17 protein-coding genes are annotated in these 20,832 nt (G+C 73.3%); 8 read left to right on the top strand and 9 right to left on the bottom strand.

Annotation, left to right across the window (positions count from 1 at the left end; all coding sequences use genetic code 11):
• Window positions 1-704 precede the first annotated feature (704 nt).
• Both ACOJVX_RS03360 and ACOJVX_RS03355 read left to right on the top strand, forming a co-directional pair.
• Window positions 705-1,187 (top strand): hypothetical protein, encoded by a 483-nt coding sequence (locus tag ACOJVX_RS03360; RefSeq protein WP_422647241.1) that lies wholly within the window; start codon window positions 705-707, stop codon window positions 1,185-1,187.
• A 130-nt stretch (window positions 1,188-1,317) separates the two neighbouring features.
• Complete coding sequence (locus ACOJVX_RS03355) at window positions 1,318-1,818, top strand: hypothetical protein (protein WP_418155412.1); 501 nt, start codon at window positions 1,318-1,320, stop codon at window positions 1,816-1,818.
• Between the two features lie 500 nt (window positions 1,819-2,318).
• Here the strand turns inward: ACOJVX_RS03355 and ACOJVX_RS03350 are convergent, their stop codons facing one another.
• The 3 genes from ACOJVX_RS03350 to ACOJVX_RS03340 form a co-directional block, all read right to left on the bottom strand.
• Window positions 2,319-3,182, bottom strand: a complete 864-nt coding sequence (locus ACOJVX_RS03350) for an NUDIX domain-containing protein (RefSeq protein WP_103055740.1) — start codon at window positions 3,180-3,182, stop codon at window positions 2,319-2,321.
• A 248-nt stretch (window positions 3,183-3,430) separates the two neighbouring features.
• Window positions 3,431-5,152: an ATP-binding protein gene (locus tag ACOJVX_RS03345; protein ID WP_418155414.1), complete on the bottom strand. Its 1,722-nt coding sequence runs from the start codon at window positions 5,150-5,152 to the stop codon at window positions 3,431-3,433.
• Window positions 5,149-5,892 carry a response regulator transcription factor gene (locus ACOJVX_RS03340; RefSeq protein ID WP_422647240.1) on the bottom strand — a complete coding sequence of 248 codons (744 nt, stop codon included), beginning with the start codon at window positions 5,890-5,892 and terminating at the stop codon, window positions 5,149-5,151. The genes ACOJVX_RS03345 and ACOJVX_RS03340 overlap by 4 nt, the downstream gene beginning before the upstream one ends.
• Before the next feature lie 204 nt (window positions 5,893-6,096).
• On the opposite strand from ACOJVX_RS03340, the gene ACOJVX_RS03335 reads away from it, so the two are divergent.
• From ACOJVX_RS03335 to ACOJVX_RS03325, 3 genes are read left to right on the top strand one after another with little or no spacing between them, the layout of a single operon-like run.
• Window positions 6,097-7,236, top strand: coding sequence for a LolA family protein (locus ACOJVX_RS03335; protein WP_422647239.1), 1,140 nt, complete (start codon window positions 6,097-6,099; stop codon window positions 7,234-7,236).
• The gene (locus ACOJVX_RS03330) at window positions 7,233-8,243 is read left to right on the top strand and encodes an ABC transporter ATP-binding protein (protein WP_422647238.1); all 1,011 of its coding nucleotides are present in this window, start codon (window positions 7,233-7,235) and stop codon (window positions 8,241-8,243) included. Before ACOJVX_RS03335 ends, ACOJVX_RS03330 begins: the two co-directional genes overlap by 4 nt.
• On the top strand, window positions 8,240-9,133 hold the full coding sequence (locus ACOJVX_RS03325; RefSeq protein WP_422647237.1) for an ABC transporter permease: 894 nt from the start codon (window positions 8,240-8,242) through the stop codon (window positions 9,131-9,133). The genes ACOJVX_RS03330 and ACOJVX_RS03325 overlap by 4 nt, the downstream gene beginning before the upstream one ends.
• 127 nt (window positions 9,134-9,260) lie before the next feature.
• On the opposite strand, the gene ACOJVX_RS03320 is transcribed toward ACOJVX_RS03325, so the two are convergent.
• The 3 genes from ACOJVX_RS03320 to ACOJVX_RS03310 all read right to left on the bottom strand — a co-directional run bounded on the left by ACOJVX_RS03320 (window position 9,261) and on the right by ACOJVX_RS03310 (window position 13,133).
• Window positions 9,261-10,301, bottom strand: coding sequence for an ABC transporter ATP-binding protein (locus ACOJVX_RS03320; RefSeq protein WP_026417329.1), 1,041 nt, complete (start codon window positions 10,299-10,301; stop codon window positions 9,261-9,263).
• 91 nt (window positions 10,302-10,392) lie between these two features.
• A complete protein-coding gene (locus tag ACOJVX_RS03315; protein ID WP_422647236.1) occupies window positions 10,393-12,033 on the bottom strand; it encodes an ABC transporter permease in 1,641 nt (546 codons plus the stop codon).
• A complete protein-coding gene (locus ACOJVX_RS03310) occupies window positions 12,030-13,133 on the bottom strand; it encodes a thiamine ABC transporter substrate-binding protein (protein WP_245588671.1) in 1,104 nt (367 codons plus the stop codon). The genes ACOJVX_RS03315 and ACOJVX_RS03310 overlap by 4 nt, the downstream gene beginning before the upstream one ends.
• 788 nt (window positions 13,134-13,921) lie before the next feature.
• On the opposite strand from ACOJVX_RS03310, the gene ACOJVX_RS03305 reads away from it, so the two are divergent.
• Together ACOJVX_RS03305 and ACOJVX_RS03300 are read left to right on the top strand one after the other, a co-directional pair.
• Entirely contained in the window at window positions 13,922-15,229 is a 1,308-nt protein-coding gene (locus tag ACOJVX_RS03305) for a YeeE/YedE family protein (protein ID WP_422647235.1), read from the top strand.
• Between the two features lie 134 nt (window positions 15,230-15,363).
• Window positions 15,364-15,660, top strand: a complete 297-nt coding sequence (locus ACOJVX_RS03300; RefSeq protein ID WP_026417333.1) for a 4a-hydroxytetrahydrobiopterin dehydratase — start codon at window positions 15,364-15,366, stop codon at window positions 15,658-15,660.
• A gap of 37 nt (window positions 15,661-15,697) precedes the next feature.
• Here ACOJVX_RS03300 and ACOJVX_RS03295 read toward each other — a convergent pair whose 3' ends face one another.
• The gene (locus ACOJVX_RS03295) at window positions 15,698-17,080 is read right to left on the bottom strand and encodes a glycosyltransferase 87 family protein (protein WP_051313304.1); all 1,383 of its coding nucleotides are present in this window, start codon (window positions 17,078-17,080) and stop codon (window positions 15,698-15,700) included.
• A 335-nt stretch (window positions 17,081-17,415) separates the two neighbouring features.
• Between ACOJVX_RS03295 and ACOJVX_RS03290 the strand changes: the two genes are divergently transcribed.
• The gene (locus tag ACOJVX_RS03290) at window positions 17,416-18,258 is read left to right on the top strand and encodes a phosphotransferase family protein (RefSeq protein WP_418154040.1); all 843 of its coding nucleotides are present in this window, start codon (window positions 17,416-17,418) and stop codon (window positions 18,256-18,258) included.
• Window positions 18,259-18,746: 488 nt separating this feature from the next.
• On the opposite strand, the gene ACOJVX_RS03285 is transcribed toward ACOJVX_RS03290, so the two are convergent.
• Both ACOJVX_RS03285 and ychF read right to left on the bottom strand, forming a co-directional pair.
• Window positions 18,747-19,562 carry an alpha/beta fold hydrolase gene (locus tag ACOJVX_RS03285; RefSeq protein WP_422647234.1) on the bottom strand — a complete coding sequence of 272 codons (816 nt, stop codon included), beginning with the start codon at window positions 19,560-19,562 and terminating at the stop codon, window positions 18,747-18,749.
• Window positions 19,559-20,659: a redox-regulated ATPase YchF gene (gene ychF / locus ACOJVX_RS03280; protein WP_026417336.1), complete on the bottom strand. Its 1,101-nt coding sequence runs from the start codon at window positions 20,657-20,659 to the stop codon at window positions 19,559-19,561. Before ychF ends, ACOJVX_RS03285 begins: the two co-directional genes overlap by 4 nt.
• Window positions 20,660-20,832: the final 173 nt, after the last annotated feature.

Genomic DNA, 20,832 nt, shown 5'->3' with positions numbered 1-20,832 from the left:
CACTCGCACGGGTCATTGCACCCTTCGGATTGCGCCGGCATGCTTTCGGACAAGTGCGTTGCACGCATCAGATCACAACAACTAATGCGAGCCGCATTCGACTCTTCCGACACGAAAGAAACGAGTCCCGGTCAATCACTTCAGCGGGCCCCCTTCCGCGTTGGCCCGCTAAGACGAGTAGGGGTCCGCATGATGACAGCACTCACCTTGCCCGGCCTCAGGCCGCTAGCAACAGAAGTCCCCACCTTGCACACCTTCCTTCACGAGACGGGAAAGGTCTTCAACTGGGCGGCACGTTTCTCATCCTGTTCAGCCACCGTCCCGAGAGGAGATGTCGTTGAGCTGACTGCCGTACGCGCCCGAAGTGGGGGCTTGTCGAGCCGACCGAGTCGCCCAGGCGTCTCGGATCGCCGGAACGTGGTTCTCCTCGCCGTCACATGCGGGCAGCTCCTCCAGGACGTTACCGACGAACGACAGAAGCCCCGGAGGTTGCTGCCAGGCCCGCGAGTACCCACGCTCGTTCTGATGTCGCCCGTGAGAACAAGGGGGAGTTTGTCCCCATGCGCCCCGTCCTCGCGGCTTCGCCACAACCGGCGCTCCTGCCTGGCATCTCGAACGCACTCGTATAGCGCCATCCGGCTTGGTCATGCTCGCGGTACACGACGTGCCCGCCGCACAGGTCAACTCACGTTCGGCGACGAACGGTGAACACGGACCTGTCGCCGCTGGACGAGGATCGTTTCCGCTGGTACCACCGCGTGACCGGCTGGGACGTGGAACGGCGGTCGACCTCCACCTGCCAGGTCGAGCTGGATCACAGCCGCACCAGGGTCGTCCTGCGCCTGGGCTCCACCAGGGCGGGAAGCATCGGGCTCGCACGTGACGAGGCCCGTCGACTGGCGACGGCGCTGCGCACGGGTACCGCGACGCGCCTCCCCGTCGCACACGAGATGAGCCCCCGCTGCTCCCTCGTCGTGACGCCGGAGGAGGGCATTTCGGGGACGATGTGGCGCCTGCTCCCCGCCTCCGCCGGAGTCGCGGACTGGACGACCCGGTTCGACATCGACGCTGCTCAGCGGATCGCGACCCTCCTCACGGAGGGAGTCGCTCTGTTGCGCCTCAGCACCCCCCACGCCCATTCGGCCGTGAGTACCGCACCACCCGATCTCGACCGGCCGCGCCCCTGAGGGTCGCGGCATCACAGGGCCACGGTCGCCACGAACCCTGCGATCTCACCTCCTCGCCTTCTCTCGGACCGCCCCGAAGTGGGCTTCTCCGCCGCCCCGCCCCTCCCTCCCGACAGCTCTGGAGATTCCGATGCACCACACCACTCCCCCACCGCCCAGGTCCCATGACACGGACTGGCGGATCACCGTGGCCGCCGACCTCGTCCAAGCCGGCTCCATGACGGCCATCACGTGCCGGTTGGAGATCGACCCGCTCCGGCTGCTGGCCCTCACCCTGCACACGACCACCATCGCCCTCGCGCCGTCCCAGGCCCGGACACTCGCGGAGCTCATCACCGACGCCCGGTCGGGCACGGTCGTCGGACTGACAGCGGAAAAGTGTCTGGTCACCCACCTCAACTGCGTGCCGGGGGGCAAGCTGGTCCGGCCGGGGGCAGGAGGGGACGGTGACCTCGTCGCGCTGGACACCCTCGACACCGAGCACCCGGTCGCGCTCCTCCTCGCGCGGACCGACGCGAACGAGCTGGCTCACGGCCTGCTCGAAGGTTGCTCAACCCTGGACGGCCTGGACTGGCGAACCATCCACCCACCCCAGGTATCCGCATCCCACGGCGACCACGAGACGACGTGACGATGTGACGATGTGACGATGTGACGATGTGACGACGCACCCCTAGCGGGACCTCCCCGAGGCAGCACTGGGACTCACCGCGTCCCACTACGCCAGCGGTACCCGCACCACATTCCCGTCGCGTCGTGGAGACAGGAAACGGACGGCCAGTCGGACCGCCTTCAACCCCACGTCCCATCGGTCTCGAACGCGGGAGGAGGCGACCCGAAGGGACCACCAACGCCCGGACCGCGACGTTGACGAGGACGTCGTACAGCGACACCACCCGGACCGTCGGGAATGCCACCGGGCACACATCCGAGGAGGACGGAGGCGTTCCCACCACCAGGGTGATCGCGGGCGATGGCGCGCAGGTTCGCGAACCGAAGGGGCAGCAGGGCGCCCAACGGGACGAACAGCAGTACGTCACCGGCCGCGGCGACGTCCTTCGCCTTCGGCGACCAGCTGCCGCCACCCTCCCAGGCGGCGGGGGCGGCGGGCCGCTCACGGGCGATGAGGGGTCAGCCCACCTCGCTGTCCAGGGGACGGAGGAGGGCGTGCAGCTCGGGCAGCACGATCCGGTCCGCGTCCAGCCAGTCCAGTCCGTCCAGTTCCTCCCCGGACACCCAGCGCAGCCCCTGGTGCTCCACGGCGGTGGGCTCCGCCGAGCCCTCGGCCAGCACCGCCTCGTACAGCCGGAGGACGGACCCGCCGGGCAGCGGGAGATCCGGTCCGACCCGGTCGAGCACGGTCACCTCCGCGCCCAGCTCCTCCGCGCACTCCCGGCGCAGGGCGTCCCAGTCGGTCTCGCCGCTCTCCACCCGCCCGCCCGGGAGCTCCCAACGTCCCGCGACCTCGACGGGGAACGAACGCCGCTGGGTGAGCAACCGACCGTCCCGCACGATCGCGGCACCCACCACCCGCCGGGCCGCCCCGAGTTCCCGCGCCCGGTCCCGGAGCGCCCGTTCCCGAGCCCCCAACACCCGCAGCGCCACCCGCCGGCCGATCAGGACGTCGACGAGCCGGCCCAGCGGCCCGAACCGCGTCGTCCACGACACCTCGTCGGTGACGAGGACCCCGGCCCCGGTGGGAGCGAGGGTGACCTGGTGCTCGAGCCGCTCGAAGAACGGCCCGGGCCGCGAGCGGGAGCGGAAGCCGCTCGCACCCACCTCGGTGAGGACCGTGCGCAGCGGGATCCACACCCCGGGCAGCACCCGGACGTGGAAGGAGATCGACTCGTCCGCTCCCAGCAGCCCGGGGCCGTCGACGGCCCGCATCCGCACCCCGGCGGCCGGGTCGTCCACGAACTGCCGGCGGTCGCGGAGGGCGGCGGCCACGGTCTCGGGTTCGGCGTCCACCAACGCGGTGGTTCTCAACACGGGCATCCGTCGATGGTGCCGGTGCCTGGGAGGACGCGGACGGCGGGTCGGGCTCTCCGGGTGGTCGCGGACGCTGGGACGCGGCCTCACGGCGCCCGCTCCGGCCTGGCCGGCCGGGCTACCGGTTCCGAGTCGAAGCGGTAGGAGCCGGAACGGCCTTCATGCTCGTGGGCCCCGCGCCTCCGCAGGTGCGGACGACGCGGATGCGGCGGTCCTCCTCCCACCGGCGCTCCCCCACCGGCACCCCAGGTCGGTCACTTCTCGGTCGGGTGCGCCGGCCACACCACCTCGAACCGCGCACCGCCCTCCGGGGACACCCCGGCCCGCACCCAGCCGCCCCGTCTGGCCACCAGCTCCGCGACCAGGGCGAGACCGAGCCCGGTGCCGCCCTCCTGCCTGGCCCGGCCGGTGTCGACCCGGTAGAAGCGGTCGAACACCCGGGCCCGGTGCTCCTCGGGGATGCCGGGGCCGTCGTCGTCGACGACCAACCTGACGTGCCGCCCGGCTGGCAGCACCGTGACCCGGACCAGGACACGGGTGTGCCGCACGGCGTTCGACACCAGGTTCGTGAGCACCCGGTCCACCTCGACCGGGTCGGCGGCCGCCAGCGCTGGCACCGGCGCGTAGCAGAGCACCACCCGGGGTGGGCGGGGACGTGCCGCCCCCCGTCCCCCGCCCCGGTCCGGCTGTCCCGCGACGACCGCCTCGCCGGTACCGTCGTCGACCCCGCCGGCGGCGGATCGCTCGTCCACTCCAGCAGCGGGCCACTCGTCGAGTTCGGCGAGGAGCCGGAACGACTCCTCGGCCTCGTGCGGAGCGGCTGGAGGTCCCCCCGCGAGCTCGACGGCACCGGCGGCCGGGCCGTCGCCGGCGTGGTGGGACGCGGCGCCCGAGTCGGTCCGAGGGGGAGCCGGCGATCCGGGGGCGGGGACATGCGGTTCGCCGCCGGGCCGGGACGCGGAGGCGTCGGCGGGCCCGCCCGCACCGGGCTCGGGCCGGGCCGCCGGCCCCTGCTGGTCGAGCCGGTGCCGCCGCGCCACCTGCCGGGCGAGTTCGGCGACGTCGACGGGCACCGGCTCCCGGTACTCGCCAGCGTCGGACCTCGCCAACGACAGCATGTCCTCCAACAGGGCGGTGAGCCGGTTGGACTCCGTGACGACCTCGGCCAACACCTCCTGAGCGTCGTCGGGGTCGGGGTAGGCGAGCGCGACCTCCGCCTGCGCGCGGATCGAGGTCACCGGGGACCGCAGCTCGTGGGCGGCGTCGCCGGTGAACCGGCGCAACCGCGCCACCGCCTCGTCGCGGCGGGCCAGCAGCCCGTTGAACTCCTCGGCGAGGGTCCGCAGTTCGTCCCTGGCCTCGGGCACCGGGAGGCGACCGCCCGGTGCCAACCCGAGCGCGGCACGGCGGACCCGGTCGACCGAGCGGAGGGAGCCGCGCACGGCGCCCCAGGTCACCAGCCCCACCACCAGCACCCCGACCCCGGAGCACAGCAGCAGCACGAGCAGGCCGACCCGGCGCATCTCGCCGTAGCCGGCGAGTTCGACCTCCGCCACCACCAGCCGTTGGGACCCGTCCGGCTGGCTGGTGACCATGCCGACGGCCCGGGACACCGTGCCGTACCCGCCCCGGGTGACGAACCGCCCGGTGCGCAGCGCCTCCAGTTCCGGCTCGGACAACCCCAGCACGGGTTGACCGTCCCGGGGGGCGCCCGCCGTGTCGAGCACGCGCACGGCGGGTCGGTTCAGGGCCGGCGGCACCGGAGGGGGCGGTTGCCCCTCGGAGACGGCGCTGACCGCGCTCACCAGGGAGCGGCGCAACTCGTCGTCGGCGGAACCCGTCACCATCCGGTCGGCCAGGGCGATGACCACGGTGGACAACGCCGCCATCAACACCAGGGTGGCGGCCGCGGTGACCAGGGAGATCCTCGCCCACAGGGACCGGCGCGACCACCAGCCACCGACCGGCCCCCTCACCGGCGGCCCGGCTCCCCGCCCGGCGCCGCCGGGGCCAGCGAGGTGTCGGCCAGCTCGGGGCCGCTGATCAGGTAACCGTGCCCGCGCACCGTGCGCAGCAGGTGCCCGGCGCCGACCGCCCGCAACTTCCGGCGCACGTAGCCCAGGTACACCTCGACGACGTTGCGGGTGGCGGCGGCCTCGTCGCCCCACACCTCGGCCAGCAGCTCGTCCTTCCCGACGACCGCCCCGGCCCGGCCCATCAGGACCCGCAGCACCGCGTACTCCCGTGGGCTGAGCCCCACCTCGGCGCCCCGCCACGTGACGCCGCGCGCGGCGGTGTCCAACACAAGTTCGTCGAGCCGGTACACCACGCCCTCCCGCGCGCCCAGCGACTCGGCCCGCCGCAGCACGGCACGCAGCTGGGCCAGCAACACCACGAACGAGAACGGCTTGACCAGGTATCCGTCGGCCCCCAGGTCGAGCCCGTCCGCCTGGTCCACCTCCCCGTCCTTCGCGGACACCAGCAGCACCGGGGTGGTGATCCCCCTGCGCCGCAGCTCGGCGAGCACCCGGTAACCGGAGAGGCCGGGCATCATGATGTCGAGCAGGATCGCGTCGAACGCCCCCGTCAGCGCCAGGCGCAACGCGTCCGGTCCCGCCTGGGCGAGCACCACGTCCATGCCCTCCGCGCTGAGGCCCCGGTTCAGGGCCCGCCGCACTCCGGCCTCGTCATCGGCCACCAACACCCTGGGTTTCACGCGTCCAGCATGCCGGTTCCCCCCAGCGGCACCGCCCCTGCTCTCAGCGGGCTCTCAGCAAGGCCGGTGACCAGCGCCGACGGCGGGCTCAGGCGCCGGTGCCCGCCGCCACCGGCCGCGGTTCTCAGCGGGGTCTCAGCCAGCGTCGCCCATCGTGGGAGCAGCGGAACCCGAGGCTGGTTCCCTGGGAGGAGACTGAACGACATGGAGAAGCGGAAGCTGACGGTGGCCGGCGCGGTCGCCGGCACCGTCCTGGGCGCCGGCGGGCTGGTGTGGCTGGGCGTCCCGGCGGGCGCGAGCCAGTCGCCGGCGCTGCCGGAGGTGAGCGCGGAGGACCTGATCGAGTCCGTCCTGACGGTCCAGCCGCAGGCGCTCGGGGGAACGGTCCAGGTCGAGAACGACCTGGGGCTCCCGTCCATCCCCGGGCTCGAACTCCCGGCCGGGGTCGGCGCGGGGACGAGCAGGGCGCAGGTGTGGTCGGACGGCGGGGAACGCTTCCGGCTGGCGGTGCGCCACAGGGGTGGTGAGGACGTCCTCGTCGGCGACGGGCGGAACATCTGGTCCTGGAACTCGGAGGAACGCACCGCCACCCGAGACGACATCGGCGGCGCCGACCGCGCCACCGAGGGCCACCCGGAGCTGGCGGAGAGCGACCCGGCGTCGGTGGCGGCCGAACTCACCGCCCTGCTGCGGGAGGACAGCGGCGTCGCGGTGGACGGTACCGCCGAGGTCGCCGGTCGCGCCGCGTACGAACTGGTCCTCGCCCCGTCCCCGGAACAACGCAGCCTGGTGCGGGAGGTGCGGATCGCCGTCGACGGCGACACCCGCATGCCGCTGCGGGTGTCGGTGCTGGCCAACGGCACGGAGACCCCCGCGTTCCAGGTGGGGTTCACCGAACTCGACCTGGGTGAGCAGGACGAGTCCCTGTTCGAGTTCGACCCGCCGGCCGGCTCGCTCGTCGAGGAGCGGGACGCGGAGGCGCCGGCGGAGGACGCCCCGCACGCGCTGCCGGAGGGTGTGGACCCGGCGGAGGTGACGCCCACCCTGCACGGCGCCGGCTGGGAGAGCGTCGTCATCGCCCAGTCCCCGGTCGGGCTGTCCCCCGATGACCTCCGGGACACCCTCGACGGGATCGACACCGACGAGTGGGACGAGGACGAGCTGGCGGGGATGGACCCCGCCGACCTGCTGGACCAGGTCGGTGAGCGGGTGACCGGCGAGTGGGGCGAGGGCTACCTCGTCGAGACCAGCCTGCTGACCGTGCTGCTCGTCGAGGACGGACGGGTCGCCGCCGGCGCGGTGCCCGCCCAGGTCCTGACCGAGGCGTTGGCGGCCCAGCGGTGAGGACGCGTGACGCGGTGGTGGCGGAGGGATCCGCCACCACCCCCTCCCAGGACGCGCCCGGTGCGCCGGTCGAGTACGCGGCCCGCACCCGGGGACTGCGCAAGGTCTACGGCGGAACGGTGGCGGTGGACGGTGTCGACCTCGACGTGCCCGCCGGATCGGTGCTCGGCATGTTGGGCCCGAACGGTTCGGGCAAGACCACCACCATCCGCATGCTGCTCGGGTTGACGACACCCACCTCGGGTTCCGTCGAGCTCCTCGGCCGGCCGCTGCCCGAACGGGCTGGTGACGTGTTGCCCGCCGTGGGGGCGATGGTCGAGGGCCCGGGCTTCTACCCGTTCCTGTCCGGTCGGGACAACCTGCTGCGCTTCGCCGCGATGGAACCGCTGCTCCCGAGCGGCTCCGTGCGGGTCGCCGTCACCGACGCCCTGGAGCGGGTGGGGCTGGCCGACGCCGCCCGGCGGCGGTACCGCGGCTACTCGCTGGGCATGAAGCAACGGTTGGGGCTGGCCGCCGCGCTCCTCGTGCCCCGCAGGCTGGTGGTGCTGGACGAGCCCACCAACGGCCTGGACCCGGCCGGGACCCGGGAGATCCGCCGGATGATCGGTGAGCTGCGGGGGTCGGGGACCACGGTCATCGTCTCCTCCCACCTGCTCGCCGAGATCGAGGCGGTGTGCACCCACGTGGCGGTGCTCAGCCGGGGGAGCCTGCTGGCCCAGGGTGACCTGGCCACGTTGCTGGAGGCGGGCGGGCCGTCCCTGCTCGTCACCACCCCGGACCGCGACGCCGCCGTGACGGCCCTGCTCGCCGAGGGCGTGTCGGCACGGCGCTCGTCCGAAGGGGTCCGCGTCGAACTCACCGGCACCTCCGCGCCGCGCGTGGTCGCCGCGCTCGTCAGGTCCGACGTCGAGGTGCACGAGGTCCGCCGCGAACGTGCCGGCCTGGAGGACTTCTTCACCCAGCTCACCGAGGGCGTGAGCGCGACAACCGAGGGAGAGGGCCCGTGACCGCGCTGGACACCGACCCGGAACGCACCACCACCGGCTTCGCCCCCGACCCGGCTCTGGGAGGCGCATCGTCCGGGCGGACCGCCGCCCCCCTGCTCCGGGTGCTGTGGTCGGAGATCACCTGGGTGCTGCGCCGCCCCCGCACCCTGGTCGTGATCGGGTTGATCGCCCTCATCCCGGTGCTGGTCGGGGTGGGCATCGCGTTGTCGGGCGACGGCATGAGCGGCGGCATCACCGCCCTGCTGTCCGGCAACGGCCTCCTCCTCCCGGTGGCGTCGATGGGGATGCTGCTGATGATGGCGCTACCCGTCGCCGCCTCCTTCACCGCCGCGGACGCCTTCGCCGGGGAGTCCGCGCACGGCACCCTGCGGGCGCTGCTGCTCGCCCCGATCAGCCGGCCCCGGCTGATCCTGGTGAAGTCCCTCGGCGTCCTGTCCGCGATCACCGCCACGATCGTGGTGACGACGCTGGTGGCGATCGTCGCCGGGCTGCTGCTGCTCGGCGGGAGCGGTTTCCTGACGGTGTCCGGTACGACGCTGCCGTTCGGCGTCGGCCTGGGCAGGGTGGCGCTCATCGCCGGGTACGTGGTGCTCCAGCTGGCCGCGTTCGCCTCCCTGGCGCTGGCGCTGTCGGCGTGCACGGAACACCCGTTGCTGTCCCTGGTGGGCGCGATGGGGGCGCTGATCACCTTCCAGATCGTCGGCCTGATCCCCGCGCTGGACTTCCTCACCCCCTACCTGCTCACCACCGGGTGGCAGGAGGCGCTCATCGAACCGCTGCGGGACCCGATGGCACTGGACGTGATGGCCGAGTCGTCGGCGCGGGCCCTGTGCTACCTGCTGATCGGCCTCTCGCTGACCACGCTGCGGGTGGTCACGAAGGACTCGTGACCACCGGACCGGACCAGGGGCCGCCCTGGCACGCCGGGGCGGGGGGAGGACGCGATCGGTCCAGCCGCGCGGGCGGGGAGGGCGCCCCGGCCCGCCCCTCGGCACCGGTTCCGCGCGCGACGGCGCCTCAACCGGCCAGCACGGCCACCGCGTCCGGGTCGAGGGTGAGCCGGACCCGCTCCCCCACCTCCGGCACCCCGGCGAAGGGCGTGCTGGCCTGCACCTCTCCCACGTCGGCGACCCGCACCAGGAGGCGGACGTGGTCACGCTGGTGCACCCGCCGCAGGACCTCGCCGCTGGCCTCCACGTCGGTCCCGCCGCCCCGGTCGGCTCGGGTGACCCGCACCGCCGAGGCCCGCAGTCCCAGCCGGACCGCGCCGTCGGGCACGTCACCGGGCACCCTGACCCGACCGAGGACCGACTCGGCCCAGCCGTCGCGCACCGTGGCCGACACCAGTCGGGAACAGCCGAGGAACCGGGCCACCCGCTCGTCCGCCGGGCGCCGCCACACCCGCTCCGGACCGTCGACCTGGCGGATCTGGCCCTCGGACATCACCGCCACCTGGTCGGCGAGGGTGAACGCCTCGTCGTGGTCGTGCGTCACGACCAGCGCGGTGGTCCCGGTCTCGGTGAGCACCCTGGCCAGGTCGACCGCCAGCTGGTCCCGCAGCTCGCGGTCCAGCGCGGACAGCGGTTCGTCCAGCAGCAACAAGCGGGGGCGGGGCGCGAGCGCCCTGGCCAGGGCCACCCGCTGCTGCTCACCCCCGGACAACTGGGTCACCCGCCGCCGCTCGTAGCCGGCCAGGCCCACCAGCTCCAGCAGCTCGGCGACCCGCGCGTCCCGGACCGCCCGGTCGGCGCCGGCCATCCGGAGACCGAACGCGACGTTGCCGGCGACGGTCCGGTGGGGGAAGAGCTGGCCGTCCTGGAACACCAACCCGAAGGCACGGCGGTGCACCGGCGTCCCGGCCAGGTCCACGCCGTCCCAGCACACCCGCCCCCGCGCCACCGCCTCCAACCCGGCCACCGCGCGGAGCAGGGTCGACTTGCCGCAGCCGGACGGCCCCAGCAACGCCAGGACCCCGCCGTCCGGCACCGACAGGTCGACCGACCGGACCGCCAGCACCTCGCCGTAGCGGACCGTGAGACCGCGAACCGTGAGCGTCACGACACCCCACCTTCCTCCCGTCCACGGGACCCAGCCCCCGCCAGCGGCGACGACGCGGCCCCACCGGCCCCGCCCACCACCAGGGGTCCCATCAGAACTCCCCGACCGTGTCGGAGCGGACCCTGATGCGTTCCACCACCGCCACCACCAGCGCGGTCACCACCAGCAGCATCGTGCAGGCCGCGTAGGCGGCGACCGCGTTCAGCTCGCCGGGCCGCGAGATCAGGCGGCTGATCGCCACCGGAAGCGTCATGGTCTCCGGCCGCACCAGGAAACTCGTCGCCCCGAACTCGCCAAGGGCGATGACGAAACCGAAGCCCGCCGCCGTGACCAGCGAACGAGCCGACATGGGCAGGTCCACCGCCAACCAGACCCGCACCGGACCGGCCCCGAGCGTCGCCGCCGCCTGCCGGAGCCGGTCGTCCACCGACCGCAACACCGGCAGCACGATCCTGATCACCAACGGGGTGATCACCAGCGCCTGGACGAACGGGACCAGGACCGGCGAGTCCCGCAACCCGCTGGGCAGGGCCGACAGGGTCACCAGGTACCCGAAGCCGACGGTGACGGCCGACACGCCCAGGGGCAGCATCATCAGCGTGTCCAGCAACTGGGTGGCCCCGGCCCGCCTCGTCCTGGCCAGCACCACCGCCGCCAAGCCGCCCAGGACCATCGCCAGCACCGTCGCGTCGGCCGCCGCGCGCACCGAGTTCAGGGCGGCCTCGACGACGGAGATCCGGAGCACCCCGCCCCCGCCGCCTCCCGTGAGCGCGCGGTAGCCGTCCAACCCGAAGCCGGACGAGGTGGTCAGCGACCGCAGGGCCACGGCGACCAGCGGGACGAGCAGCCCCACCAGCACGGCACCGGCGGCGGCCAACACCACCCAGTCCCCGCCGGTGGGGGGCCGGGTCGTCTCCGCGCTCGACCGCAACGCCAACGCGCCCTCCCGACGGCGACGCGCCGCCGCCCCCACCGCGAGGGCCGCGACGACGGCCGCCAGCTGGAGCAGGGACAGCGCGGCGGCCCCGGGGAGGTCCAGCAGGTTCACGGTGCGCAGGTAGATCTCGGTTTCCAGGGTGCGGTACCTGGCCCCACCGATGACGAGGACCACTCCGAAGCTGGTGGCGCAGAACAGGAACACGACGGCGGCGGCCGAACCCAGGGCCGGGCGCAACGCCGGCAGGGTCACCGAGGTGAACGCGCGCCACCGGGAGGCGCCCAACGCCCTGGCCGCGTCCTCGGCCCGGCGGTCCAGGTGTGACCACAGCCCACCCACCGTGCGGACCACCACGGCCACGTTGAAGAACGCGTTCGCCAACACGATCGCGGCCAGGCTGCCGTCCCCGAACAACGCGCGGAACGCCAACCCCACCACCACGGTGGGGAGGACGAAGGGCACCGTCACCAGGACACGCAGCAGGCCCCTGCCCGGCACCGCCAGTCGAGCCGTGACGTAGGCCAGGGGCAGGCCGGCGAGGACCGCCAACGCGGTGGCCGCGGCGGCCTGCCCCAGGGTGAACCCGACGAGCTGCCAGGTCCGCGCCCTGGCGAGCATGTCGGACACACCGCCCTCGCCGAACCCCCGGGCGATGATCGCGAGCACCGGCCACGCGAAGAAGAGGACCAGGAACGCCAGCGGCACGACCGCCAGCACCACCAACCCGACCCGCCGCCGGGTCGACGCCGACACGCTCGTGCCCGTCGGGCGGCGCTCCCGGGAGACGCGGCTCATCCCAGGACCAGGTCCCGCCACTCCGAGACCCACTCGTCCCGGTTGCCCTCGACCTCGTCCGCCGGGAGGGTCACCGACTCCTCGGGCAGCGGCGCGGCCTCCCGCCAGGCCTCGGGCAGCTCGACGTCCGCGCGCACCGGGTAGACGTACATGTACTCGGCCAGCTGCGCCTGGAACGGCTCGGACAGCAGGAAGTCCACGACCGCGCGGGCGTCCTCCGGCCTGTCGGTCCCCGCGAGCACGCCCGCGTACTCGACCTGCTGGTAGCAGGTGTCCAGCAGCGCCTCCGTCCTCGGCGTCCCGTCCGCACCGATCTCGGCGGCCGGCGAGGACGCGTAGGACACCACGATCGGCCTGGGGCCGTTCCCGGACGATCCGGAGAAGTCCTGGGTGTAGGCCTCGGTCCACCCCCCGGTGACCCGCACCCCGTTGTCCCGGAGGCCGGTCCAGTAGTCCCGCCAGCCGTCCTCCCCGGCGTGGGCGATGGTGGCCAGCAGGAACGCCAGCCCCGGCGAGGACGTCGCCGGGTCCTGCACGACCAGGAGGTCGCGGTAGGCGGGGTCCAGCAGGTCGTCGAGACCGGTGGGAGCCGGTACGTCGGACTCGGCGAACCACTCCCGGTCGATGTTCAGGCACACGTCGCCGACGTCGATCGCGGTCAACGCGTCCGAGTCGGCCACCCGGTAGTCGTCGGCGCCACGCTCGGCGCGCGGGCTCCGGTAGTCCTCGAACACGCCCTCGGCCAGTGCCCGCCCGGCGAAGGTGGAGTCCACGCCGAAGGCGACGTCGCCGATCGGGTTGTCCCTGCTCAGCACCAGCGAGTTCGTCAGTTCACCGGCGTCGCCGCTCTGCCGGATGTCGAGGTCGATGCCGGACTCGCGTTCGAAGGCGGCGACGACCTCCTCGTCGTAGGAGAAGGAGTCGTGGGTCACCAGCACGACCGACCGGGAGTCGTCGGACCCGTCGTCGGAGCCGCCCCCCACGACGCTGCACCCGGCGGTGAGGCCCACGGCGGTCACCAGACCGACCGCCAGGCCGCGCTGGCGGAACCGATCGGCGCGCGTGGAGAACGCACCCGCTGGACTGGTGACTCCGGACATTCGACCCTCCCGTGACGTGGGCCGGGCGTGGGCCGCCGTCCACCCGTCACGCGGGGCCTCCCTGCGCCGGCATGATCCGGATCAGGTGGCGGGGGAACCGGGTCCTCCCGCTGGACGGTCGAGGGCTTCGTCGTGGTCCGCTGGCGGACCACGCCCTCCTCTCAGCCCGGCGCACCGGACTCCCGTGGCGGCATTCACCCTACGCCGACGCCGGAGGGGACCCGGGCACCCGGTCCGGGTAACGGCCCTTCGTCCGGTGGGCGGCCGGCCGCCGCGTCCGTTCGGCGCGGCCGGGGGCGTGGCCGCGCCGTCCCACCAGGAGATGCCCCACCTCGTTCCCGGTCCCCGGTGTCCGGCTCCCAGTCGCACGGCGGTGCACCCGGCCGAGCCAGCCCTCCGGGCCCCGTTCCGATCGACCGCCGATGCCGGTCGCCCCGACCTGGTCCCCGGGTCAGCACACGCCGCCGCACACCGACGCGTGCCACGCCGAGGGCGATGCCCGATCCGGGTCCGGCCGCACCGAGTCCGCCGGCGCACCCCGCCCGATCCCACCATGTTGGACGGGCACCCGCGCCCCTGCCCGCGACGCCACCGACGAACTAGCCTGACCGCCGGATCGGGCCCCGAACCGGGAGGACGTCGTCGTCCGGCCCGAGACCCCGCGCCCCGCCGGGGTGGGCACCGGCCCGCCCCGGCCGACGACGAGGCGGGCGTCCCGGCACGCCGCCCACACCGACACCCGTCGCCGTGGCCCGACGAACCCGCACCTCCGCGATGGAGACACCGACATGAGCGCGACACCAGCCGACACCGGGGAACCCGAGACCGGCGCCGGGCACCCGCCAGCCCACCGCCTCGGGGGTCCGCTCGTCGCCCCGACCTCGCACATCCGACCGGCGCCCCCCGAAGCTCCCCCGGTCCGCACCGCTCCCCTGGTGGTCGCCGGCCTCCTCGCGCTCGCCCTGAGCTGGCGCGTCTGGCTCGCGCACGGCGCCCAGCAGGCCACGCTCCTCGTCATCGGCCTGGGGCTCGGCGTCACCCTGTTCCACTCCCGGTTCGGTTTCACCTCCGCGTGGCGGCAGCTCGTCTCGGTCGGCAACGGTTCCGGCCTCCGGGCGCACGCCCTGCTCATCGGCACCACCGCGACCCTGGTGACCCTGCTCATCGGCACCGGGACCGGCCTGTTCGGCACCACCCCCTCCGCCGCCGCCGGGGACATCGGTCTGCCCCTGTTCCTCGGGGCGTTCCTGTTCGGGCTGGGCATGCAGCTGGGTGGCGCCTGCGCCTCCGGCACCCTCTTCGCCGTCGGCTCCGGGCAGTCGACCATCGTCCTCACCCTGGGCGGGTTCGTGGCCGGCTCGGTCCTCTACACCTGGCAGTACGGCTGGTTCGACTCGCTGCCCACCGTGCCCGGCGTGCTGCTGTCCGACCACGTCGGCTGGTTCGGTTCCTGGCTGGTCACCCTGACCGCGCTCGGGCTGGTCGTCCTCGTCAGCGTCGCGGTGCAACGCCGCCGCGACCCGCCCCCGGTAGGTGCCGTTCCCACCGCGCGCGGCGCCGCCCGCGTCCTGCGCGGCTCCTGGCCGATGCTCGTCGGAGCCGTCGTCCTCGCGGTCCTCGCGGCGGCGGTCCTGCTCGTCTCCGGCGGCACCTGGGGCGTGACCAACGCCTTCGGGTTGTGGGGCGCGAAGCTGCTCCAGGTGCTGGGCGCGCAGCCCGAGCAGTGGGCGTTCTGGCAGGAGCCCGGCAACGCGGAGATGCTGGCCGCCCCCGTCCTGGCCCACAAGAACAGCCTGACCAACATCGGCATCATGGTCGGCGCGGCCATCGCCGCCGGCGCCGCCGGGGCGTGGCGCCTCCACCGCCACATCCCGTGGCGCACGGCGCTGGCGGCGGTGCTGGGCGGTGTGATCATGGGTGTCGGGGCCCGCCTCGCGAGTGGCTGCAACATCGGCGCCTACCTCGGTGGGATCTCCACCGGGAGCGTCTCCGGCTGGCTGTGGGCGGTCGCCGCGCTCGTGGGCACCTGGGTGGGGCTGCGACTGCGGCCCCTGTTCGGCCTGGCCAACCCCCGGCCGAGCGACGGGGCGTGCTGAGCAGCGGCGACCGGGCACGACCCGACCCCGCGCCCCGGGACGGCCTCCCCGCTCGGACGCCTCCCGCCTCCGAGCGGGCAGCGCGGGGGGAACGGCCGGGTGCGCCCGACGCCGAGAACCCCCACCATGGACGCATGACCGATCTGCTGACCTCGGACCAGATCGCCACCGCCCTTGGCACGCTCCCCGACTGGCGCCGGGAGGGCAGCGCACTGGTCCGCACCGTCGAACTGGCCGGCTTCCCCTCGGCGATCGCCGTCGTGAACCGGGTCGCGGAGATCGCGGAGAACGACAACCACCACCCGGACATCGACATCCGGTACGCCACGCTCACCTTCCGGTTGTCCACCCACGTGGCCGGCGGGATCACCGCCTCGGACGTCACCCTCGCCGAGGAGATCGACGAGGTGCTGAGGGTGATGGCCGGCTGACCGCCCGAGCACGACCCCGGGCGCCGGGCGCGGCCCGTCAGCCCTCCGCGTTCTCCACGCTCGCGGACTCGGCCCGCCCACTCCGCCGGCCCAGCCGGTTCTGCGGCTTCAGCACCGAACTCACCCGGCCCCGCAGCACCCGGGTCCGCAACCAGATGTCGTTGGCCTGCCCGGACCCGGGCGGGAGGGGCGGGACGGGTGGCACCTTGGGGGCCGCCCGGGCCCCGGCCGCCACCGCCAGCAGGGTGAGCAGCGCCGCCACCGGGTAGGCCCAGCCGAGAGCGGCCAGCGGCCACGGCCGGGAGAAGTCGACCTTCCCGGGTTCCAGGGCCTGCAACTGGTGGACGAGGTAGGACGTCATCAGCAAGGTCCACAACACCGTCGTCGAGGCCAGGAGCGGGCGGGCGCGCATCGGGTGGCACACCAGCCACACCAACGCCGGCACCACCCACACCCATTCGTGGCTCCACGCCGCCGGGGCGATCAACAGCCCGAGGAGCTGGACCGTCACCACCGCGCCCAGCACGTCACCCTTGCGGATCGTCGCGTACAACGCCCGACCGGCCAGGACCGCGGTCACCACGGCCGCGAGCAGCCAGGGCCAGGAAGTCCCGACGTCGTAGCCGAGCGTCCGCGACAAGGCACCCCGCAGCGACTGGTTGTCGACCGAAGCGACCGGGTCGATCCGCTCCCCCCTGCCGGCGATCGTCGTCCAGAACTGGCTGGACTGCTGCGCCGACACGAAGAACCCGATACCGATGGTGGCGAGGAAGGCGCCGAACGCCCACGCCGCCGCCGTGAACCGCCGCGTCGCCAGGAAGTACATCCCCGCGACGGCGGCCCCGAGCTTGATACCGGCGGCCAACCCGACGCCGACCCCCCCGAGCACCCGGCGCCCCGTGGTGACCGCCGTGACGAGCACCGCGGCCAACGGCAGGCTGAGGTGTCCCTCCACCAGGCTCGTCCGCACCGGTTCCAACCACAGCACGAGCGCGGTGGCGACCAGGGCCCGTCGACGCCACGTCAGCCACGCCGACGCCCCGATCACGCCACCGGGAGCGCGGGACATCGCGAAGACACGCATGGCCCGCGACACGATCCACCACAGGCAGACGAGGGACACGCCCTGCCAGACGAGCCGGAGCACCCCCCACGGGACGACCGCGAGCGGCAACAGGAGCACGGCGGCGAACGGGGGCGCCGTGAACGGGGTGGTGAACGCGGCGATGTCCGGGTTCCACGAGGTGAACTCGTAGAGATCCCCACTGATCAACTGCGGAGCGTTGCCCCGCAGGCTTTGCAGGCTCGGCAACTGGGTCTGGTCGAGCAGCAGGCTGGCGGCGACGTGCAGGACCAGGGAGACCAGGAGGAACAGGGGCGCGTACCGCAGCAACCTGGACTCAACCGCGCGAAGATCCACCGTTCCCTCTCCACCACGACCGCTGCGCGCGGTCACGTCACCGGCTCAACCTGTCGTCGCCGCGCGACACAGTGTAAGAGCCGGGAGCAAGGCCCGTTGCCACCACGGGCACCCGTTGTCAGCCACTGCACAGGGAAGCAACCCGGGGCGCCCCACCACGTCGCCCCGCCCGCACGAGGACGTCCGAGACGGAGCGCGCCGGCCCGGCTCCGGCCCCCACCCGGTCACCGCGAGGACCATCCGGTCCAGCGCCGCGCGAGACACCCGCCAGGACGCCGTCCGTGGTGTCCCCACGAGAACCCGCCCCAGGCGTCGGCCCCTCCTACGATCCACGGGTGCGGATCGGACTGAGCGACGAGCAACTCACCCTGGTGTCCACCTGGTTCCCCGGCTTCGAGGTGGTCACCGACCACAGCTGGGGTCTCGTCGACACCACCGTCCTCCACCTGCGCGCCGACTCCGGCGACGTCGTGGTCAAGGCCGCCGGCCCGGCCAACCACCACATCGCCAGGGAGATCGTCGCGCACCGGCGCTGGACCGGCCCGTGGCTGGCCACCGCCAGCGTCAACCGCCTCCTGCACGCGGACGCGGAGCTGAACGTGCTGGCCCTGAGCCACCTGCCGGGTGGGCTCGTCCTCGACGACCCCCATGCCGTCGCCGACCCCGACACCTACCGGCAGGCTGGCGCGCTGCTCGCCGCGTTCCACCACCAACACCGCGTCGTCTCCGAGACCCACGAGGCGGAAGCGGACGCCAAGGCGCTGGCCTGGCTGGACCGCGAACACCGCGTCGACCCGGCGACCGTCGTGGCACTCCGCGCCGCCATCGCCACCCACGAGCACCAGCCGGTCGAACTGGTCCCGACGCACGGCGACTGGCACCCCCGCAACTGGCTGCTGCACGAAGGAGTGGTCCGCGTCATCGACCTCGGTCGCGCCGCGCCGCGACCCGCGTGGACCGACCTCGCCCGGCTGGCCCGCCAGGAGTGGCAGGGCGCCGAGCACCTCGAACGCGCCTTCCTGGCCGGGTACGGCGACGACCCGCGCGAGCCCGCGCCGTGGCGGGCGACCCTGTTGCGGGAGGCGGTCGGTACGGCCGTCTGGGCCTACCAGGTGGGGGACGAGCAGTTCGAACGGCAGGGGCACCGGATGATCCGCCAGGCACTCGACCTGTACTGATCTTCCCCGGCGAGCAGCGTTCCGGGCACCGCCGGAACCCACGGGCGGCGGGGGCCGTGCGCGGCAGCAACCGGTGAGGCACGCGAGTCGGAGTTCGCGAAGCTCGCGACGGAGAACCCCACGCTCCTGGACCTGACGAATACGAGGAAGCACCAGCCGGAGAACCCAACGTCACGCACTCGGCTGGGAAAGCCTTCGAACCCCTTGGTTGATCTGATTCACGAGGGCCAGGACAGGCGCGTGCTCCGGACAAACCCCCGGAGTGGAGATCGGGATCACCCCCCACGCCACGTCAACGGGCGCGCCACCCCCGGTCGCCACCGGGCTGCCGGACACCGATCGCCCGGGCGAGCTGACCGACGCGGCGGTGTACCAGTTCCTCAGGGGGAACCGCGCCAGAGGACCATGGCGTGCGGCGCGGTGCCCGGATCACGGGCCAGGAGAGCCCGCCCCGGCTCGCGTCCTCCCTGGGATCGCCGCCCCAGGTGTCACACCTCGACGACGCCGCCCAAGGCTGCCTGGACACATCTCCCCCAGTCACGCAGCGCGGTCCCCACCATCCGTGGCTGTTCGAGATGAACGTTGTGGCCGGCGCCATCGAGCGCGAGGTACGTCGCACGCGGGTAGTGGGTGAGAAGCGCGAACTGGTCCTCATACCCGACTACGTGGTCCTGGCGACCTGTGAGGATCAAGGTCGGTCCCTGGAACGTGCCCGCGGTGTCCGGCGACGCCCTGAGGAAGTAGCGCTGCGAGAGCCTGCCCATCGCATCAGGGTCAGCGGCGCGGATGCCGGGGAGTGCGTGGACGCGGAACGCGTCCCAGGACTCCTGCGTCTGCCGGGCCGCGACGCTCGTGAACTCCTCGGCGTCGGCGGGCGGCAACGACCGCAGAAGGTCCTGATCGCGGATGACGAGGGACCGCTCCGGTCGAACGCGCCGCGATGGGGCTGGGTCGACCACTGGAGCGATGAGCGCGAGACCCAGGACCTGGTCGGGGAACCCGGTGACGACATGACGAGCGAGAAGGCCGCCCAGCGAACTGCCCAGCAGGGCGAACGGCTCGTCGCCGACGAGTTCGTGGACCGTCTCCACCAGCCAGTCCGCGAGTTCTGGGAGACCGCCCGCCGCATCCAGCGGCGGTGTCAGACCGAACCCCGGAAGATCGAGGTAGATGCGCTCCCAGGAGCCCGAGGCGGCCAGGTCGTCGTCGAGCGGGAGCAGCAGCCGGTGGTCGACGCCGTTGCCGTGAACGGCAACGAGGGGGAGTCCCTGCCCCTTGCGTACGACGTTCGGCTGGACCCTCACTTCTTGCCGCCGCCGGAGGTGTTCCCGTGACGGAACTCGACGACGTCGCCGTCGGCCATCACGTAGTCCTTGCCCTCCATCCGGACCTTGCCGGCGGAACGGGCGGTGGCCATCGAGCCGGCCTCGACGAGGTCGTCGAAGGAGACGACCTCGGCCTTGATGAAGCTGCGCTCGAAGTCGGTGTGGATGACGCCGGCCGCCTGGGGAGCGGTCGCTCCCCGTCGGATGGTCCAGGCCCTGGCCTCCTTCGGGCCGGCGGTCAGGTAGGTCTGGAGTCCGAGCGTGTGGAACCCGGCACGGGCCAGGGCGTGCAGGCCCGGCTCGTGCTGGCCGATGGTCTCCAGCAGCTCCCGCGCCGACTCCTCGTCCAGCTCGATCAGTTCGGACTCGACCTTGGCGTCGAGGAACACCGCGTCGGCGGGCGCGACCAGCTCCCGCAGCTCGGCCATCCGGTCCTCGCTGGTCAGCACGCCCTCGTCGGCGTTGAAGACGTAGAGGAACGGCTTCAACGTGAGCAGGTTCAGCTCACGCAGCTCGTCGGTGTCCAGCTCGGCCCGCGCGGAGAACAACGTCCGCCCGGAGTCGAGGATCTCCTTGGCCGCCTCGGCGGCGGCCAGGGCCGGGCGACGGTCCTTGTGGGTCCGCGCCTCCTTCTCCAGCCGGGGCAGCGCGCGCTCCATCGTCTGGAGGTCCGCGAGGATCAGTTCCGTGTTGATCGTCTCGATGTCGCTGCCTGGGTCGACGCGGTCGTCGACGTGCACCACGTCCGGGTCGTCGAACACGCGGATGACCTGGCAGATCGCGTTGGCCTCCCGGATGTTGGCGAGGAACTGGTTTCCCAGGCCCGCCCCTTCGGAGGCGCCCTTGACGATGCCGGCGATGTCGACGAACGACACCGTGGCCGGCACGGTGCGCTGCGAGGAGAAGATCTCCGCGAGCTTGTCCAACCTGGTGTCGGGCAACGGCACCACACCCACGTTCGGCTCGATGGTGGCGAACGGGTAGTTCGCCGCGAGCACCTCGTTGCGGGTCAGCGCGTTGAACAGGGTGGATTTACCGACGTTCGGCAGGCCGACGATGCCAAGGGTGAGACTCACGACGGGCCAGTGTACGGACCACGGGTGGCGTGGCCGCGCGGGGCGGCGGGAGGGGCCGTTCCCCCCGGTGAGCGCCCACGCCGGCCTGCCTCCTGACCCCGGTTGGACCGGCGATGTCGTGGGCACCGGGGCGAGCGGCGCGTTCGACGCGGGCCGCACCGCGACCGGGCGTC

This window comes from Actinoalloteichus caeruleus (genome assembly GCF_049311605.1).
In the GTDB taxonomy this organism is placed as follows: domain Bacteria; phylum Actinomycetota; class Actinomycetes; order Mycobacteriales; family Pseudonocardiaceae; genus Actinoalloteichus_B; species Actinoalloteichus_B caeruleus.
The sequence above is the reverse complement of the archived record's forward strand: the minus strand, read 5'-3'. Positions and strand labels throughout refer to the sequence as shown.